Raw genomic sequence first — 16,866 nt, 5'->3', positions numbered from 1 at the left:
ACAAAGCGAAGTAGATAACTTTGTTGTTCGAAGAGCATTGGCTGCTCACGCAGCCAATAGGATGTTATTGCCTATTGACAGGCAGAAGGCTCATATGTGTTTGATTCTCAACCTCCTGGCTCTGATCCGCAATCAAAAATCAGCTCCCCCCCACTTTCATTTTCTAACGACAAATAAACCTCCATATCCTCAGCCTCATTAGCTCTTGGTGTGCTCCTCACACTTATATTCTCACCTGACTTATTAATATTGAGCTGAAATGTACTGATCCAAGAGTCTTTATTATCAACCTTTGTAATAGTGGCCACGCTTGCAATGACAATCATATATTCACTCTCGTAAATCCGACCTGCCACATTTTCGTTACTAAAGTTGACTTTTTTAGTCTTCAAGATTACCGAATTGCTTGAATAGTAGCCATTATCGACTAAGGTACAGCTTATGGTATTCTGCGAAAGAGAATTCGAATGAACTCCAAAAGAGACTAGCAATAAAGAGAATAAGAGATGATTCAACACATAATTCATGGGTAGAAAATTCCTTTTCCAGGAGTTGGGGAGTTCATAATTTGCCAACGTAAAGTGCGCTCAAGTTCCCATAGCCCTCTAGAGAACTCCCCCAAAGTCGCATCTTCAATCTCGCTCAAAATCAGACTCATTTTATCGGTTATTGACAAGGCCTCATCTAACTTATCTAAACTATACCCAACAGCTAACCCCACAAATATTGCAACTGCTAAGGGCGCTGCTGCAATAGTTGTGATAGTCCCTACTATAGTTGCAGCCACGGCAGCTACAATACTACTTACTCCAACTTTAACGATAGTTATAGATAAATCCGCGACGAGATCTGTCAGTAAAACTCTATCCTTTAAGATGTGTTGAAGGATAATTATTGGTACACTCAGGAATATGGTAAGCCTAGCACCACTGCGAACACTACTAGCTATTGCAGATGCCTTTCCTAGTGCCATATCTACAACTTGCGTATTTGAAGCTGTTTTAGTAAAAATGCTTTTAAAGCCCAATTTTCCGTTAAAGAGGACATACTTCTCTCCAGCAATAACCTTTTCAAAAATACGCCCTTTAATTCCCAGATCTCGAGCCATTTGACTCAACGTTTTAAAGTCTAATATTGAAGACGCATATCCAGCTCCGGATCTAGCATTAGCTAAATTCATTTGGTCATGCAAGTCTGCAAGTTGCTCAGCAGATAATAAGTAAAGAATTTGGTGCTTTTCTTTAAGTGCTGAGGCCAGTTTTTTATCTTTTACCATTGCTTGAGTCATATTTCTTCCTTGTGTGCACCCTGTTGAATGATGATAAACCTAGTAGCTCTGAAGTATCAGAACGAATGATACCCATGAATTAGCATAATCACGCCTCAGCTTACACACCCTCATCATCTAATTAATATCAGTAATCTTAAGATTGAAACTAGTTACATATAAGCTTGCGATAGATGTATAAAATCCTCCCCCTCACCATGCTTAGAAAACATCCCTAAGCAAACAGAAAGGGAGCAACGTACCGCCACATTTTTGGGGTAAGCACTAGCACTTTTTCTCAAGGTGCGGTTAAATCGCTGCCATAAAGATTTTTCGTATTCAAATAAAGAACTGTTTAATTGTCTGAACGGCACAGCTAAGGTGCGTCGTTTTTTTACTTGTTAAGGGTACCTTATGAATTCAATGAGTTTTCTAATCTCAACCCTATTTGACCTCTACATCATGGTCGTCATTTTGCGTATTTGGTTGCAGGCTGCACGTGCAGATTTCTACAACCCATTCTCGCAGTTTATCGTCAAAGCAACCCAACCGGTTGTGGGTCCACTGCGCCGCGTGATCCCATCCATCGGCAGCATCGACCTAGCGACGGTATTGTTCGCTTACGTACTGTGTGTGCTTAAGTTTGTTGCGCTGCTCCTGATCGCTTCTAGCGGTTCGGTGTCATTTAGCATGGACTTCCTATTCCTAGGCTTATTGTCTTTGATTAAAGCCGCTGGCGGCTTGTTGTTCTGGGTACTACTGATCCGCGCAATCCTGAGCTGGGTTAGCCAAGGTCGCAGCCCTATCGAATACGTATTCCATCAACTAACTGAACCAATGCTAGCACCAATCCGCCGCATCATCCCTGCAATGGGTGGCTTCGATTTAAGCGTGCTTGTGTTGTTCATCGGCCTACAATTCGCTAACTTCCTAATGGGCGACATGATTGGTCCTATATGGTATCAACTATAATGTCAGAAGCAGTTTGGCATGATGGCGAGGATGTGGTGCTTCGGCTCTACATCCAACCAAAAGCAAGCCGCGACAAGATCGTCGGCTTGCATGGTGAAGAGCTCAAAATTGCCATCACCGCGCCGCCTGTCGATGGTAAAGCGAATGCGCACTTAACCAAGTGTTTAGCCAAACAATTTAAAGTTGCTAAAGGTTTGGTTCACATAGAAAAAGGTGAACTGGGACGTCATAAACAAATTCGGATAGAATCCCCAGTGCAAATACCTACAGAAATTAAAGCCATCATTTGATGGCTTTTTATTTACGAAATTCGTACCAATAATAAAGCGTCCGATTCGAGGAAGTGATAATGAGCAAATGGATTACCGCCCTACTGATCAGCCTGTTGTCTTTACCAAGCATGGCAGGTCAGTTCAAAACCATGAAAGACATCGAGGTCCACTACATCGCGTTTAACTCAACCTTTTTAACTCCCAAGATCGCCCGTAGCTACGACATCAAGCGTAATGGCTACAATGCAGTACTGAACATCAGCGTGCTCGATAGTGCCTCTCTGGGTAAGCCAGCCGTTGAAGCTAAAATCAGTGGTCAGGCGAAGAACCTTATCGGTCAAACGCAAAAGCTCACCTTCCGTGAAGTGAAAGAAGGCGATGCGATTTACTACCTAGCAGAGCTCGGTATCACTAACGAAGAAACTTTTACCTTCGATATTGACGTTAAAGCTGGAAACAAAGGCTCAGGTAAGCTTAAATTCACCCAGAAATTTTATGTCGAAGAGTAATTGGGTTGTGATGATCTAAAAGCTTTTAGAACATCATAACCCTAGAACCAATTTAATCAGGGAGAACACTGCGTTCTCCCTTTATCGCTACAGAAAGAGACGACCATGAAAAAGATAGTGCTAGCAACAGGCAACCAAGGCAAAGTTCGTGAGATGGCAGATCTGCTGTCTGACTTCGGTTTTGAAGTATTAGCGCAAAGTGAATTCAACGTATCTGAAGTAGCAGAAACTGGCACGACTTTCATCGAAAACGCGATCATCAAAGCTCGCCATGCAGCACAAGAAACGGGGCTTCCTGCGATTGCGGACGACTCAGGCTTAGAAGTCGATTTCTTGAAAGGCGCTCCGGGCATTTACTCTGCACGTTACGCGGGTGAAAAAGCCTCTGACCAAGAGAACCTAGAGAAACTGCTTAAAGCAATGGAAGGCGTACCAGAAGCAGATCGCACCGCTCGCTTCCACTGCGTATTGGTTTTGATGCGTCACGAGAACGATCCAACCCCTATCGTTTGTCACGGTAAGTGGGAAGGTCGTATTCTAACCGAAGCACATGGTGAAAATGGCTTTGGCTACGACCCAATCTTCTTCGTTCCTGAAGACAACTGCGCGTCTGCCGAACTTGAGCCAGCACGTAAGAAGCAACTGTCTCACCGTGGTAAAGCGCTCAAATCGTTGTTTGCTCAACTGTCTGAGCAAGTGTCTCAGTAATCACGAGCGAATTAGACCATGTTAACGCCCCCAGCACTAAGCTTGTATGTACACATCCCGTGGTGTGTACAAAAGTGCCCATATTGCGACTTTAACTCTCACGCGCTCAAAGCCGAGATCCCAGAAGAAGAGTACATCAATGCCCTTCTTGAAGATTTGGATACCGACATTGAGAAATACCGTCTTAACGAAGCGCCACGTCCACTGCATTCAATCTTCATTGGTGGTGGTACGCCGAGTTTGATTTCGGCAGAAGGCATCGAGCGTCTACTTAAAGGTATTGAAGCGCGTATTCCGTTCAAGCCTGAAATCGAAATCACCATGGAAGCTAACCCAGGAACCATTGAAGCTGAGCGTTTTGTTGGCTACCGCAAGGCTGGTGTAACGCGTATCTCTATCGGCGTGCAGAGCTTTGAGCAACAGAAGCTTGAGCGCTTGGGGCGTATTCACGGTCAACACGAAGCCGTCAATGCTGCTAAGCTAGCGCACCAAATAGGTTTGAATAGCTTTAACCTCGATCTCATGCACGGTTTACCTGATCAAAGCATCGAACAAGCCTTGGCAGATTTGGATAAAGCGATTGAGTTGGCGCCGCCGCACCTCTCTTGGTATCAGCTGACCATAGAACCAAACACCATGTTCTATTACAAGCCACCGACTCTGCCAGATGACGATGACTTGTGGGATATCTTCGAACAAGGACATGAGAAGCTGGCAGCAGCAGGTTACGTTCAGTACGAGATTTCTGGTTACAGCAAGCCGGGCTATCAGTGTCAGCACAACCTGAACTACTGGCGCTTTGGTGATTACCTTGGCATTGGTTGTGGCTCACACGGTAAGCTGAGCTTTGCTGATGGTCGCATCGTTCGTACCACTAAGGTCAAACACCCGCGTGGCTATCTGATGGCATACCAAAACATGGTGAAGCCGTACTTGGATAGTGAACAGCTTGTGGCTGATGAAGATCGCCCGTTTGAGTTCTTTATGAACCGTTTCCGCTTAATGGAGGCGTGCCCGAAACAAGACTACATCGATACAACAGGTCTGCCGTTGAGCTCAATTCAAGAGACTATCGATTGGGCGCTTGAAATGGGTTACCTGAGTGAAACAGAGACTCACTGGCAAATTACCGAGAAAGGTAAGCTGTTCCTCAATGACTTGCTTGAAGCCTTTATGGCGGAAGAGGAATAAGAAAGGGAATCGAGATTCGGGAACGGACTGGGGCCTTCGAGAAACAGAATGTATAACTACATTTACCTAGGCAGAAACAAAAAGGGTTGGCGCTCAAACGCCAACCCTTTCTTTTATTCATAACAACACTTATCTAAAGCGAAGCGTTCCTAAGTCCCGAATCCACAAGGACGAAGTCCGTTCCCATATCCAAGTGCAAAGCGCTTTTAAAAAATCGAACGACCAATACGCTCAGCAAGTAACTCAAGCGCTTTAGTACCAGCGAGTGAGTTACCAGATGCATCAAGCTCTGGTGACCAAACAGCAATCGTCATTTCACCCGGTACGACAGCGATGATGCCACCACCAACACCTGATTTACCCGGCATACCAACGCGGTAAGCAAATTCACCGGCACCATCGTACAAACCACAAGTTGCTAGCAATGCATTCAACTGCTTGGTTTGCGTTGGTGATACCACAGGCTTACCCGTTTGCACCGACGTGCCTTTATTGGCTAAGTAGCTAAAGGTCTTTGCGAGATCAACACAGCTCATCTTCAATGCACACGCATGGAAGTAGTTTTGCAGAACTGGGATAACCTCGTTCTCGAAGTTACCAAATGAACGCATCAAGTATGCAATCGCAGCGTTGCGGTCGCCATGCATCATTTCAGACGCGGCAACCACTTTGTCGTACACAATATGAGTGTCACCAGATAGCTGACGAGCAAATTCCAATAGACGCTGACGCGGCGCAGAGAGACGGCTTTGCAGCAAATCAGCGACCACAATAGCACCGGCGTTAATGAACGGGTTACGTGGAATGCCCTGCTCCATCTCTAACTGGATCATCGAGTTAAACGCCTGACCAGAAGGCTCTTTACCTACACGACACCAGATCTCTTCTTGCTTGTACAAACACATAGCCAGAGTCAGGCTCAACGCTTTTGAGATCGACTGAATCGAAAACGACTCCTCTGCATCGCCCGCTTTAATCACTTCACCTTCATTGGTGTATACCGCGATACCCAGTTTGGTATTGGGTACTTTTGCCAATGCGGGAATGTAGTCGGCGACTTTGCCTTGACCAATTAAAGGGCGAACTTCCGCTAGAATGTCTGTCAAAATTTGCGCTGTAGGTTTCATCTTCTACCTTCTTGTCACAAGAACCCAAATAGCTGAGTTCAGAGGTAAAAAAAGCCAACGCGGACGTTGGCTTTTCCATGGAATTTATTCGACTCAAGTCGATTATGGTTTTATTGCCACAATGATGTTGCGGTTGATGGATTGATCAACACGGTGAAGATAACCGATGTAAGGCTCTTCTGAAAGTACCTTCCACCCTTGCTCTTCAAATAATGCCGCCACGTCTTTCCACTTCAAGGTGAATTCGTTAAAAGACAGCACCACAGAACCTTGCTTCTTCAGCACCACTTTCCATGCAGGCAGAGCCTCTTTTAGAAGCTCCAGTGGGCTGCGGTTCAGTTTGCTGTCTTTGGCATTTTTGCTGCCGTGCTGCACGCCGTAAGGCAAGTCAGACACCATCACATCTACCGAGTTCTTCTTCACAACTTGGTCTGCAATACGCGTATCTGCTGAGTACAGCTTCATTGTTTGAAGATTACCTTTGTTGTAATCGTCTTTGTCTGCTGCTGCCTCAACCACGAAGCCATCTGCCACTTTTTTACCACCAGAAGTGCGCTTTTCTTTGCTCACTTTGTGCTTAAAGCGACCGTTCTTCATGAACTTAACGATGAAGGTTTGGATCTCTTGAACCCATTTCTGGTTGATCTCCACACCCACAACATTCAAGCCGTGGATCAAACCTTCAAACAGTGTTGTACCTTTACCACACATAGGATCCATCAGCGTCAAATGCGCACTGCCCGTGTTGGCAGCACTGACGCCTAGGTTCACCATCAAACGCGTAAACTGCTCGTTTGTTTTACCTGTGTAACGCAGGATCTGACTCATGCTCTCAGGGAAAGTATTGAATGCAGGCGCCTGAATTGGACGTAATAAGCCATCTTCACGCACTTCAAATAGCGCGTAGTAGATAGATGACGCAGCAATCTTGCCTGCCTGTGCTTCACTTAGTTCGGTTTCGCAAGAGAACACAAGTGCAGCAGGTAGACCCACGTCTTTGTTGCCAATTTCGGTTACTTCAACACCTTCCGACGCCAAAATCGCTTTCAGCTCAGAACATGCAATCGTCATTGCGCTATCAAAGTAAATACGGTTATGACCCGGATTCGCTAATATCGCGTAGTGGTACATCTACTGGCTCCTTAAGCAGTACGCTTGAATTTGATATCCCACACACCGTGACCTAGACGGTGACCGCGAGCTTCAAATTTAGTCAGTGGACGCTCTTCTGGACGAGGAATGAAGTCGCCTTCTTCAGCGATGTTGTCGAAACCAGGTGCTTGGTTCATGATTTCAATCATGTGCTCAGCGTAGTTTTCCCAGTCTGTCGCCATGTGGAAGATACCTTCATTAAGGATAAGCTTCTGACGAACCATTTCAGCGAACTCAAGCTGTACGATACGACGCTTGTGGTGACGCTTTTTGTGCCATGGGTCTGGGAAGAACAGTTGTAGCGTTGCTAGGCTACCATTTGGGATCATGTGTTCGAATACTTCTACAGCATCGTGACACATTACACGTAGGTTAGTGATACCGGCTTCGCGAGCATCTGCAAGACAAGCACCAACGCCTGGACTATGCACTTCGATACCGATGAAGTTTTTCTCTGGCGCGTTCTTTGCCATTTCAACCAATGAAGCACCCATACCAAAGCCGATTTCAAGCACTACTGGGTTATCGTTGCCAAACACTTCTTTCCAATCAAGAAGTTCAGCTTTGTAGTCGATACCCATTGTTGGCCAGCACTCGTTCATCGCATTTTCTTGGCCCTTAGTTAGACGACCTTCGCGACGCACGAAACTGCGGATTTTACGGATCATTTTACCGTCTTCGTTGTATTCGTTAGTGGTTACTTCACTCATTGATTTTGCCTGCACATTGATTAATCAAAGCGGGGATTATCCAAAGAATTCACTTAGGTGCAAGTATTTGTTGAGCTATCGGACTATGGCAGCCCAAAAGCAAACAAACCAGACACAATATCCCCACAGTTTATCTGTTGTACTTACACCACAATCTGTGGTGCAATTTTGCTCCTAACCAATAATAGAATACAGAGCAAGTCGTGACACCTTTCGCCAGTGCCATCTTAGAATGGTATGACGCATATGGAAGAAAAGATCTTCCGTGGCAACAAAACAAGACCGCTTATAGTGTCTGGTTGTCTGAAATCATGCTTCAGCAAACTCAGGTCACTACGGTTATCCCTTATTACCAACGCTTTTTGGAGCGTTTCCCGACCGTGGTCGATCTTGCCAATGCTGAGCAAGATGAAGTGCTGCACCTTTGGACCGGCTTAGGTTATTACGCTCGTGCTCGTAACCTTCATAAAGCCGCAAAAGAGGTCGCCCATAAATACAATGGTGAGTTTCCTCTAGACCTAGAGCAGATGAATGCCCTACCGGGGATTGGTCGCTCCACCGCCGCTGCGGTTCTTTCGTCTGTCTATAAACAGCCACATGCGATATTAGACGGCAACGTAAAGCGCACACTTTCACGCTGTTTTGCCGTGGATGGATGGCCGGGACAAAAGAAAGTCGAAAATCAATTGTGGGAAATCGCTGAAACGCACACGCCACAAACAGACGTCGACAAATACAATCAAGCCATGATGGATATGGGTGCCATGATGTGTACCCGCAGTAAGCCTAAATGCACCTTGTGTCCGGTCAACGAACTTTGTGTAGCAAAGAAACAAGGTAATGTGCTTGATTACCCGGGTAAGAAGCCGAAAAAAGACAAGCCGGTTAAGCAGACACGTTTCGTTATGCTGCACCACAAAAATGGTGATAGTCACGAAGTGTGGCTAGAACAAAGGCCGCAGACAGGTATTTGGGGCGGGCTATTTTGCTTCCCGCAAACCGAGCATATTGATGTAGAGAGCGATATTGAGTTACTACTGGAACAACGTGGTATTCCAGCCAACGATATTAGACACCAAGAAACTCTGATTACGTTTCGTCATACATTCAGCCATTACCATCTCGATATCACACCGATTTTGATTGACCTGTCAAAGCAACCCAATGTGGTGATGGAAGGTAACAAAGGTCTTTGGTATAACTTATCTAAACCTGAAGAAGTCGGTTTGGCAGCCCCAGTAAAACTCTTACTGGAAGCGCTACCCCACGAGCTTCGTTAATTAATTGCAAGGAGTCATTATGAGCCGCACTGTTTTTTGTGCTCGACTAAAGAAAGAGGGCGAAGGTCTAGACTTTCAACTTTACCCAGGTGAACTAGGTAAACGTATTTTCGATAATATCTCGAAAGAAGCTTGGGCTCAGTGGCAGCACAAACAAACTATGTTGATCAACGAGAAGAAGCTCAACATGATGGATCCTGAACATCGCAAACAACTTGAGACTGAAATGGTGAATTTCTTGTTCGAAGGTAAAGATGTTCACATCGAAGGCTACACGCCACCAAGCGAATAAAGCAAACTTGTTTTAAAACAATGACATCACAACCAACCTTGTGGTGTCATTTTTATATTAGAGCCCACAAAGCCATCTCAATAGTTATGAAAAAAATTGCCTTTATTGCTACCGCACTCTTAATGGCAGGTTGTAGCCGCGAATTCGTCGAGCAAATTTACGATGTCAATTACGAGCCAACCAACCGTTTTGCCAACAACCTAGCAGAACTGCCGGGACAGTTTGAAAAAGACACCGATGCTCTCGATGCACTGATCAGCAGCTTCTCTGGCAACATTAAAAAGCGCTGGGGCCAACGTGAAGTGAAAGTCGCAGGTAAAAGCAATTACGTAAAATACATCGATAACTACTTGAGTCGTGCAGAAGTCGACTTCCAAAAAGGTGTGATTACCATCGAAACGGTTTCTCCAACAGAGCCACAAAAACACCTTAAGAACGCCATTATCACCACACTTTTAACGCCAGATGATCCGGCGAGTGTCGACTTGTTCTCTTCTAAAGAGATCAAATTGGAAGGTCAGCCCTTTCTTTACAATCAAGTTGTCGACCAAGACAAAAAGCCCATTCAATGGTCATGGCGCGCGAATCGCTTTGCCGATTACTTGATTGCTAATCAAGTAAAAACCAAAGATGTCGACTTTAAGAAAGCGTATTACGTTGAAATCCCAATGGTAGAAGACCACTTCTCACAGCGTAGTTACCAATACGCAGACATTGTGCGTCGTGCCTCGAAGAAATACGACATCCCTGAAGATTTGATTTACGCCATCATCAAAACCGAAAGTAGCTTTAACCCGTACGCAGTAAGCTGGGCTAATGCGTATGGATTGATGCAGGTTGTGCCGAAAACAGCTGGCCGTGATGTATTCAAGCTGGTGAAGAACCGTTCTGGGCAACCAAGCCCTGAATATTTGTTTAATCCAGAAAACAACATTGATACTGGAACGGCTTACTTCTACATCCTTAAAAACCGTTATTTGAAAGATGTACAGCACCCAACTTCGTTGGAGTACAGCATGATTTCTGCTTACAACGGCGGAACTGGTGGTGTTTTAAACACTTTCCATCGAACTGATCGCAAACGTGCGATGCAAGATTTAAATTCTTTACAGCCAAACCAAGTTTATTGGGCACTAACCAAGAAACACCCGAACGCAGAAGCACGTCGTTACCTAGAAAAAGTTACAAATTTCAAAAAGGAATTTAACGCAGGGTAAACTTTTTTCCGACAGTTGAATAAAAAGCGTTCGAACAACCACTTTTTTGAAATTATTTAAAAAAAGTGGTTGACGCAAAGCAGGAAAATCCGTTTAATAGCGCTCCGTCGCCCGGATAGCTCAGTCGGTAGAGCAGAGGATTGAAAATCCTCGTGTCGGTGGTTCGATTCCGCCTCCGGGCACCACAATTTAAAATTGTTGGTGCTTAGCACGAACAGTTAAAAAGAAAACGGTACGCCGACTTAGCTCAGTAGGTAGAGCAACTGACTTGTAATCAGTAGGTCACCAGTTCGATTCCGGTAGTCGGCACCATTCTTTTGCCTCGATAGCTCAGTCGGTAGAGCAGAGGATTGAAAATCCTCGTGTCGGTGGTTCGATTCCGCCTCGAGGCACCACATTTGGTGCACTTGCTTAAAGCAAGACACAAACAGAATAGTTCCTCCTTAGCTCAGTTGGTAGAGCGACGGACTGTTAATCCGCAGGTCACTGGTTCAAGTCCAGTAGGAGGAGCCAACTTCTAGAGTTTCATGTAAATGAGATTCTAAAAAAAGAAGAGTTTACTCTTCAAAAAAGAAAACGGTACGCCGACTTAGCTCAGTAGGTAGAGCAACTGACTTGTAATCAGTAGGTCACCAGTTCGATTCCGGTAGTCGGCACCATTCTTCTTTTGCCTCGATAGCTCAGTCGGTAGAGCAGAGGATTGAAAATCCTCGTGTCGGTGGTTCGATTCCGCCTCGAGGCACCATATTTGGTGCGCTTGCTTAAAGCAAGACACAAACAGAATAGTTCCTCCTTAGCTCAGTTGGTAGAGCGACGGACTGTTAATCCGCAGGTCACTGGTTCAAGTCCAGTAGGAGGAGCCAACTTTGAAAGCCAAGTCTTCGGACTTGGCTTTTTTCTTATCTGCAATTCTAAAATCCCCCTCTACTTTCACTTCCCTCCCTTCCTTTACCATCAATCCCCTCTCGAAACTTCGTTATAAACTCAGACACCATTGATAAAAAACACTTATTTCACGCTAAAAATTTAATCTAAATCATAGTTTCAGCACGACCGCATAGGCGCTTGTATACAAGTTCAATATGATGAATTTATTATTACGCCCCCTAATAAGCCATGAATTGCATAGTACGTAACACGCCTTGTGAGCTAACTATGAAATTAAAAACTCAAGCCTATTTATTATCTGCAATCATATTGGTTGCCCTGCTTGCTCTAACCGCGACAGGTCTATGGACACTGCGCGTAGCAAGTAATCTTGATAACAAAGCTCGAGTTACTGAGCTATTTAAGAGTGCCTACAGCATTCTGACTGAAGTTGAACAAATGGCCGTGGAAGGCAAGATGCCAGAAGATGAAGCCAAAGCGCTGGCGACCCGCCTACTTCGTAACAATATCTACAAAGACAACGAATACGTTTATGTTGCAGACGAGAACATGATTTTCGTGGCGGCACCACTTGATCCGCAACTGCACGGTACCAGCTTCCACGATTTCCGCGATGGTGATGGCAACAGTGTCGGCCAATTGATTTTGGATGTACTGGGCCGTAAGACAGGTCAAATCGTTGAATACACCTGGACACAGAAACAACCAGATGGAACGGTCGAAGAAAAGCACTCTATCGCAGAGAAAACACCACATTGGAACTGGGTGGTAGGCACTGGTATCGGGTTTAATGAAGTCAATGCTCGCTTCTGGTCAACGGCGCAATGGCAGCTGGCACTGTGTTTAGCGATTGCAGGCGCGATTCTAGGCGGCCTAATTATCTCTATCCGTAAGATGCTTAATCTACTCGGCGGCGAGCCAAATGACGTACGTGAAGCGGTTCAAGCCGTTGCTCAGGGAGATATCCAAGCCAGCTTTGAACACACAGCCCCTAAAGACAGCATCTATGGCGCAGTGCAAGAGATGAGTCAATCTCTGGCTAAGATGGTAACGAACCTAGACGAATCAATGCACGCATTACGTTCAGAGCTATCAGCCGTAGAGTCTCGCTCTAATTCGATCGCTGATCTAACCATCTCTCAGCAGCAGTCGACGGCAATGATCGCAACAGCGATGACAGAAATGGCTTCTTCAGCTAACCATGTTGCAAGCTCGGCAAGTGACACTGCACATAACACCGATGAAGCAGACAAACAAAGCCAACACACGCAATCATTGATCCATAGTACGGTAGATAATATTCAAGGCTTGGCTACTCAGCTAAATACGGCCAGCAAAGCGGTTGCGGATCTTGACCAAGATGTAAATAGCATCGTGAAAGTTCTCGACGTAATCGGCGATATTGCTGAGCAAACTAACCTACTGGCGTTGAATGCCGCCATTGAAGCAGCTCGTGCAGGTGAACAAGGTCGAGGCTTTGCGGTAGTAGCAGATGAGGTGCGAAACCTAGCAGGACGAACACAAGACAGCACAAAAGAGATTCAACAGATGATCTCTAACCTTCAAGAAGGTTCGCGCAATGCTATCCATACAATGGAAATCTGTGCCGAAACCAGTGAAAGCACGGTAACTGAGTCTATGAACGCCTCAGAAGCGCTACAACAAATAGTTACAGCTCTAGAGTCTATTACAGCCATGAGTCAGCAAATTGCTACGGCTGCAGCGGAACAAACGCAAGTGAGTGATGACATTGCACACCGCATTAACCTGATTGAAGAAAGTGGTAGTCAGCTAAATGCGGTAGTAACAGAGAGTCAATCAAGCACGCAAACATTGGCATCTTTAGCGGATGAACTTGAAGGTTGGGTGAACAAGTTCTCAGTAAAGCACTAGTTTAAAGTCAATTGTTCAATAAAAAGCACGTTTTCAGACGTGCTTTTTTGTTTTTATCGCCTTTATTCTGAAGGTGAGCACCCTATCATTATTAAAACAGCGCTTAAAACATGGCGCATTGCTGCTCAAAATGCATAAAAACAGCCCACTCCGAGCACAAATTCATCAAACGATATTTTATTTTAATTTTATTGTTGACCTGAAAGCCGAAAAGCCTTTTAATACACCTCGTCGCCCGGATAGCTCAGTCGGTAGAGCAGAGGATTGAAAATCCTCGTGTCGGTGGTTCGATTCCGCCTCCGGGCACCACAATTTAAAATTGTTGGTGTCTAACACGAACAATAGAAAGAATAACGGTACGCCGACTTAGCTCAGTAGGTAGAGCAACTGACTTGTAATCAGTAGGTCACCAGTTCGATTCCGGTAGTCGGCACCATTTATTCTTAAACAAGATAATTCCTCCTTAGCTCAGTTGGTAGAGCGACGGACTGTTAATCCGCAGGTCACTGGTTCAAGTCCAGTAGGAGGAGCCATCTTTCAGTTAGTAAGTCGATTACTTATTAACGAAAATGTGCCGACTTAGCTCAGTAGGTAGAGCAACTGACTTGTAATCAGTAGGTCACCAGTTCGATTCCGGTAGTCGGCACCACTTATTAAAATTTGTTCCTCCTTAGCTCAGTTGGTAGAGCGACGGACTGTTAATCCGCAGGTCACTGGTTCAAGTCCAGTAGGAGGAGCCATATTAGAAAAAGCCGCATCACTTGATGCGGCTTTTTTGCATCTGAAGAAAACTCGCAGCTCCCCTCTTCATCCAACTTTATCTCAATCAACAAAAAAGCCAGGTGATATACCTAGCTTTCTATTTTGTATCGTATCAGTGAGTAACTAGACAGAAGGCTAGCTCAACCCTCCAAGGCAGATGTACTTAGTCTCTAGATACTCATCCATACCTTGCTTCGCACCTTCACGACCAATGCCAGATTCTTTGATCCCACCAAATGGCGCTACTTCTGTAGAGATAATCCCTTCGTTTACCCCTACCATGCCGTATTCCAAACCTTCACTAAATTTGATGATGCGCTTCAAACTGTCAGTATAGAAGTAGCAAGCTAACCCATATTCAGTGTCATTCGCCATCGAGAGCACTTGTTCATCGTCATCAAAACTAATGACTGGCAGAACCGGGCCAAACAGCTCTTGCTGCACGATCGCCATACTCTGTTCCACATTATCTAAGATAATAGGCTCCATAAAGCGCCCAGAGCGTTTTTTAGGCTGGTTAATCATTGTTGCCCCTTCTTGTACTGCCTGATCAACCACTGCCTCTAGACGATGCTTAGAAGCCATTGTGATAACAGGACCAAGAGTTGTATTTTCCTCAAGGCCATTACCGACCGTCAGGCCCGCGGCTTTATCCAGAAGCTTAGCTAAGAACGCCTCTTTTACGCTCTGATGCACATACAAGCGGTTGGTACACACACAGGTTTGTCCGGCATTACGGAATTTAGAGGCTATTAAGCCATTCGCTGCTGCATCTAAATCTGCATCGTCAAAAACAATAAAAGGTGCGTTACCACCCAATTCCATAGAAGCGGCTTTAACCGTATCACTGGCCTGCTTCATTAAGATCTTACCGACACGTGTAGAACCAGTGAAAGAGATCTTCTTAATACGAGGATCGGTACTCAAAACGACACCAAACTCTGCGGCTTGTTCAGAAACAACTGTAGACAATAGAGCTTTAGGAATACCAGCCTGATGAGCAAGCTCCACCACGGCCAGAGCAGTCAAAGGCGTTAATTCAGAAGGTTTAATGATCATCCCACACCCCGCAGCCAAAGCAGGCGCCGCTTTTCGAGTGATCATTGCAATAGGAAAGTTCCATGGCGTAATCGCCGCACACACGCCGATAGGCTGTTTGATGGTAGAGAGGCGTCTATCTATAGCAGGAGCAGGAATAACCTCGCCATAGGCACGCTTAGCCTCCTCTGCGAACCATTCAACAAAAGATGCGCCGTATGCGACTTCTCCACGGCTTTCAGTAAGGGGTTTACCTTGTTCTAAGGTAATGATGTTCGCGATGTCTTCCGTATGCTCTACAAGCAATTGGAACCACTTTTTCAAGGAAGCGGAGCGTGCTTTAGCGCTGAGTTTTGCCCACTCGACCTGAGCCGATTTACACGCTTCTATTTGCACGTCTAACTCATCCAAAGAGCTAGGCTTTAAGCGAATCAGTTCTTGCTCAGTCGCAGGATTAATAACGGCAATCCCATCTTGAGAAGAAAGGTTTTCGAATAAGACTCTTAGCGTTTCACTTTGTATCTGCTGCATCATTAGGTTTTACTCCCAAAAGAACCTTTACTAGGTTAATCCTTCTGACAAATAAGAGTAAAGCAAACAAAGTTTTCTTCAGCGTAAATATGAGAAGTTATGACCCAGTTGGGTTAACTGGTGACGCAGATAAGAGAACGCCAACTGAGATAGCTACTATTGAAGAAGGTAACCAAAATGACAGAGTAGCTGTTCAAAAGGCTGGAATGCGTATACAGAGCCTTATCTGAATAAATGGTTAAGCTTGTAGACTACAGACAAAGCCTTGTGAGACTTAATTTCCAACAAGAGAAAATCATGTTCTCTAAAACGACAAAAACCAGTCCGAAGACTGGGTTTTTAAATAAGTGGCGGAGTGGCTGGGCTTGCACGCAATTGGACTCGCACACGAGCGGGACTCATTGGTCGTAGACCAAAATAATATCGCCAATACGAAAAGACCCCAGCATTTCTGCTGAGGTCTGGAATAAGTGGCTAGTCGGCGGGGACGCCTAGTTCGGGGTTGCGGGCAACCGGGACTCATTCCCTGAAAGGGAAATTATTATGCTCAAAAACGACAAAACCCAGTCCGAAGACTGGGTTTCTAAATAAGTGGCGGAGCGGACGGGACTCGAACCCGCGACCCCCGGCGTGACAGGCCGGTATTCTAACCAACTGAACTACCGCTCCGCACTGGTTAGACTCTGGAGTCTAAATAAGAACCTGGCGATGTTCTACTCTCACATGGGGAAGCCCCACACTACCATCGACGCTACTTCGTTTCACTTCTGAGTTCGGAATGGAAATCAGGTGGGTCCAAAGCGCTATGGTCGCCAAGCAAAATTCTTTACGTTTTGTTTTAAGCTTTAACTTAAAGCGTAAAACAAACAGTAAATGGTGCTGATACCCAGAATCGAACTGGGGACCTCATCCTTACCAAGGATGCGCTCTACCGACTGAGCCATATCAGCACATTATCTGTGTCCGTGAGGACTAAAAAAGCCCGCTTTTTCAAACGGGCTCTCTTAATTTTTGTCTTCACCTTCTTAAAAAGGCAAAAACTAAATTTAAAGCCTGG

General features: G+C 45.3%; 15 protein-coding genes, 14 tRNA genes and 1 rRNA gene. 21 read left to right on the top strand and 9 right to left on the bottom strand.

All coding sequences use genetic code 11. From position 1 onward, the window contains the following. Positions 1 to 107 precede the first annotated feature (107 nt). Both KIV40_RS17720 and KIV40_RS17715 read right to left on the bottom strand, forming a co-directional pair. On the bottom strand, positions 108 to 392 hold the full coding sequence (locus tag KIV40_RS17720) for a hypothetical protein (protein WP_134978085.1): 285 nt from the start codon (positions 390 to 392) through the stop codon (positions 108 to 110). Positions 393 to 523: 131 nt separating this feature from the next. Beyond that, complete coding sequence (locus KIV40_RS17715; protein WP_285350501.1) at positions 524 to 1,288, bottom strand: hypothetical protein; 765 nt, start codon at positions 1,286 to 1,288, stop codon at positions 524 to 526. 393 nt (positions 1,289 to 1,681) lie between these two features. On the opposite strand from KIV40_RS17715, the gene KIV40_RS17710 reads away from it, so the two are divergent. The 5 genes from KIV40_RS17710 (at position 1,682) to hemW (ending at position 4,919) form a co-directional block, all read left to right on the top strand. Next, positions 1,682 to 2,239: a YggT family protein gene (locus KIV40_RS17710; RefSeq protein WP_285350499.1), complete on the top strand. Its 558-nt coding sequence runs from the start codon at positions 1,682 to 1,684 to the stop codon at positions 2,237 to 2,239. Beyond that, complete coding sequence (gene yggU, locus KIV40_RS17705; RefSeq protein ID WP_285350498.1) at positions 2,239 to 2,529, top strand: DUF167 family protein YggU; 291 nt, start codon at positions 2,239 to 2,241, stop codon at positions 2,527 to 2,529. The genes KIV40_RS17710 and yggU overlap by 1 nt, the downstream gene beginning before the upstream one ends. A gap of 59 nt (positions 2,530 to 2,588) precedes the next feature. Further along, positions 2,589 to 3,020, top strand: coding sequence for a DUF4426 domain-containing protein (locus KIV40_RS17700; RefSeq protein WP_005425804.1), 432 nt, complete (start codon positions 2,589 to 2,591; stop codon positions 3,018 to 3,020). A 105-nt stretch (positions 3,021 to 3,125) separates the two neighbouring features. After that, positions 3,126 to 3,728, top strand: a complete 603-nt coding sequence (locus KIV40_RS17695; RefSeq protein ID WP_045371830.1) for an XTP/dITP diphosphatase — start codon at positions 3,126 to 3,128, stop codon at positions 3,726 to 3,728. A gap of 18 nt (positions 3,729 to 3,746) precedes the next feature. Further along, positions 3,747 to 4,919, top strand: a complete 1,173-nt coding sequence (gene hemW, locus KIV40_RS17690; protein WP_047481889.1) for a radical SAM family heme chaperone HemW — start codon at positions 3,747 to 3,749, stop codon at positions 4,917 to 4,919. A gap of 206 nt (positions 4,920 to 5,125) precedes the next feature. On the opposite strand, the gene glsB is transcribed toward hemW, so the two are convergent. The 3 genes from glsB to trmB form a co-directional block, all read right to left on the bottom strand. Beyond that, positions 5,126 to 6,046, bottom strand: a complete 921-nt coding sequence (gene glsB, locus KIV40_RS17685; protein ID WP_005425799.1) for a glutaminase B — start codon at positions 6,044 to 6,046, stop codon at positions 5,126 to 5,128. A 102-nt stretch (positions 6,047 to 6,148) separates the two neighbouring features. Continuing rightward, complete coding sequence (locus tag KIV40_RS17680) at positions 6,149 to 7,177, bottom strand: TRM11 family methyltransferase (protein WP_050914389.1); 1,029 nt, start codon at positions 7,175 to 7,177, stop codon at positions 6,149 to 6,151. An 11-nt stretch (positions 7,178 to 7,188) separates the two neighbouring features. Continuing rightward, complete coding sequence (trmB, locus tag KIV40_RS17675; RefSeq protein WP_012128949.1) at positions 7,189 to 7,908, bottom strand: tRNA (guanosine(46)-N7)-methyltransferase TrmB; 720 nt, start codon at positions 7,906 to 7,908, stop codon at positions 7,189 to 7,191. 203 nt (positions 7,909 to 8,111) lie between these two features. On the opposite strand from trmB, the gene mutY reads away from it, so the two are divergent. The 16 genes from mutY (at position 8,112) to KIV40_RS17595 (ending at position 14,218) form a co-directional block, all read left to right on the top strand. Next, on the top strand, positions 8,112 to 9,188 hold the full coding sequence (gene mutY, locus KIV40_RS17670) for an A/G-specific adenine glycosylase (RefSeq protein WP_134978086.1): 1,077 nt from the start codon (positions 8,112 to 8,114) through the stop codon (positions 9,186 to 9,188). Between the two features lie 19 nt (positions 9,189 to 9,207). After that, complete coding sequence (locus tag KIV40_RS17665; protein ID WP_005425792.1) at positions 9,208 to 9,480, top strand: oxidative damage protection protein; 273 nt, start codon at positions 9,208 to 9,210, stop codon at positions 9,478 to 9,480. An 86-nt stretch (positions 9,481 to 9,566) separates the two neighbouring features. Next, entirely contained in the window at positions 9,567 to 10,697 is a 1,131-nt protein-coding gene (gene mltC / locus KIV40_RS17660) for a membrane-bound lytic murein transglycosylase MltC (RefSeq protein WP_038863707.1), read from the top strand. A gap of 109 nt (positions 10,698 to 10,806) precedes the next feature. Then, positions 10,807 to 10,882 (top strand) — tRNA-Phe (locus tag KIV40_RS17655). Between the two features lie 51 nt (positions 10,883 to 10,933). Beyond that, a tRNA-Thr gene (locus KIV40_RS17650) sits at positions 10,934 to 11,009 on the top strand. A gap of 7 nt (positions 11,010 to 11,016) precedes the next feature. Further along, positions 11,017 to 11,092, top strand: a tRNA-Phe gene (locus tag KIV40_RS17645). Between the two features lie 42 nt (positions 11,093 to 11,134). After that, positions 11,135 to 11,210, top strand: a tRNA-Asn gene (locus tag KIV40_RS17640). A gap of 70 nt (positions 11,211 to 11,280) precedes the next feature. Further along, positions 11,281 to 11,356 (top strand) — tRNA-Thr (locus tag KIV40_RS17635). A gap of 10 nt (positions 11,357 to 11,366) precedes the next feature. Continuing rightward, positions 11,367 to 11,442, top strand: a tRNA-Phe gene (locus tag KIV40_RS17630). 42 nt (positions 11,443 to 11,484) lie between these two features. Further along, positions 11,485 to 11,560, top strand: a tRNA-Asn gene (locus KIV40_RS17625). A 292-nt stretch (positions 11,561 to 11,852) separates the two neighbouring features. Continuing rightward, positions 11,853 to 13,478, top strand: a complete 1,626-nt coding sequence (locus KIV40_RS17620) for a methyl-accepting chemotaxis protein (protein ID WP_228175552.1) — start codon at positions 11,853 to 11,855, stop codon at positions 13,476 to 13,478. 233 nt (positions 13,479 to 13,711) lie between these two features. Further along, positions 13,712 to 13,787, top strand: a tRNA-Phe gene (locus tag KIV40_RS17615). Between the two features lie 51 nt (positions 13,788 to 13,838). After that, positions 13,839 to 13,914 (top strand) — tRNA-Thr (locus KIV40_RS17610). A 21-nt stretch (positions 13,915 to 13,935) separates the two neighbouring features. Then, positions 13,936 to 14,011 (top strand) — tRNA-Asn (locus KIV40_RS17605). 40 nt (positions 14,012 to 14,051) lie between these two features. After that, positions 14,052 to 14,127, top strand: a tRNA-Thr gene (locus KIV40_RS17600). Positions 14,128 to 14,142: 15 nt separating this feature from the next. Then, positions 14,143 to 14,218 (top strand) — tRNA-Asn (locus KIV40_RS17595). Between the two features lie 157 nt (positions 14,219 to 14,375). On the opposite strand, the gene KIV40_RS17590 is transcribed toward KIV40_RS17595, so the two are convergent. The 4 genes from KIV40_RS17590 to KIV40_RS17575 all read right to left on the bottom strand — a co-directional run bounded on the left by KIV40_RS17590 (position 14,376) and on the right by KIV40_RS17575 (position 16,759). After that, the gene (locus KIV40_RS17590) at positions 14,376 to 15,812 is read right to left on the bottom strand and encodes an NAD-dependent succinate-semialdehyde dehydrogenase (RefSeq protein ID WP_228175550.1); all 1,437 of its coding nucleotides are present in this window, start codon (positions 15,810 to 15,812) and stop codon (positions 14,376 to 14,378) included. Positions 15,813 to 16,401: 589 nt separating this feature from the next. After that, positions 16,402 to 16,478, bottom strand: a tRNA-Asp gene (locus KIV40_RS17585). Positions 16,479 to 16,509: 31 nt separating this feature from the next. Further along, positions 16,510 to 16,626 (bottom strand): 5S ribosomal RNA (gene rrf, locus KIV40_RS17580). Positions 16,627 to 16,683: 57 nt separating this feature from the next. Next, positions 16,684 to 16,759 (bottom strand) — tRNA-Thr (locus KIV40_RS17575). Between the last annotated feature and the right edge of the window lie 107 nt (positions 16,760 to 16,866).

The organism is Vibrio sp. D173a, assembly GCF_030248475.1.
This window is presented reverse-complemented; position numbering and strand designations above follow the sequence as displayed.

What these genes read in the sequence shown, in the direction of transcription:
- KIV40_RS17715 (WP_285350501.1), bottom strand. Translation starts at nt 1,288, where the DNA reads ATGACTCAAGCAATGGTAAAAGATAAAAAACTGGCCTCAGCACTTAAA.
- KIV40_RS17710 (WP_285350499.1), top strand. Translation starts at nt 1,682, where the DNA reads ATGAATTCAATGAGTTTTCTAATCTCAACCCTATTTGACCTCTACATC.
- yggU (WP_285350498.1), top strand. Translation starts at nt 2,239, where the DNA reads ATGTCAGAAGCAGTTTGGCATGATGGCGAGGATGTGGTGCTTCGGCTC.
- KIV40_RS17700 (WP_005425804.1), top strand. Translation starts at nt 2,589, where the DNA reads ATGAGCAAATGGATTACCGCCCTACTGATCAGCCTGTTGTCTTTACCA.
- KIV40_RS17695 (WP_045371830.1), top strand. Translation starts at nt 3,126, where the DNA reads ATGAAAAAGATAGTGCTAGCAACAGGCAACCAAGGCAAAGTTCGTGAG.
- hemW (WP_047481889.1), top strand. Translation starts at nt 3,747, where the DNA reads ATGTTAACGCCCCCAGCACTAAGCTTGTATGTACACATCCCGTGGTGT.
- glsB (WP_005425799.1), bottom strand. Translation starts at nt 6,046, where the DNA reads ATGAAACCTACAGCGCAAATTTTGACAGACATTCTAGCGGAAGTTCGC.
- KIV40_RS17680 (WP_050914389.1), bottom strand. Translation starts at nt 7,177, where the DNA reads ATGTACCACTACGCGATATTAGCGAATCCGGGTCATAACCGTATTTAC.
- trmB (WP_012128949.1), bottom strand. Translation starts at nt 7,908, where the DNA reads ATGAGTGAAGTAACCACTAACGAATACAACGAAGACGGTAAAATGATC.
- KIV40_RS17665 (WP_005425792.1), top strand. Translation starts at nt 9,208, where the DNA reads ATGAGCCGCACTGTTTTTTGTGCTCGACTAAAGAAAGAGGGCGAAGGT.
- mltC (WP_038863707.1), top strand. Translation starts at nt 9,567, where the DNA reads ATGAAAAAAATTGCCTTTATTGCTACCGCACTCTTAATGGCAGGTTGT.
- KIV40_RS17620 (WP_228175552.1), top strand. Translation starts at nt 11,853, where the DNA reads ATGAAATTAAAAACTCAAGCCTATTTATTATCTGCAATCATATTGGTT.
- KIV40_RS17590 (WP_228175550.1), bottom strand. Translation starts at nt 15,812, where the DNA reads ATGATGCAGCAGATACAAAGTGAAACGCTAAGAGTCTTATTCGAAAAC.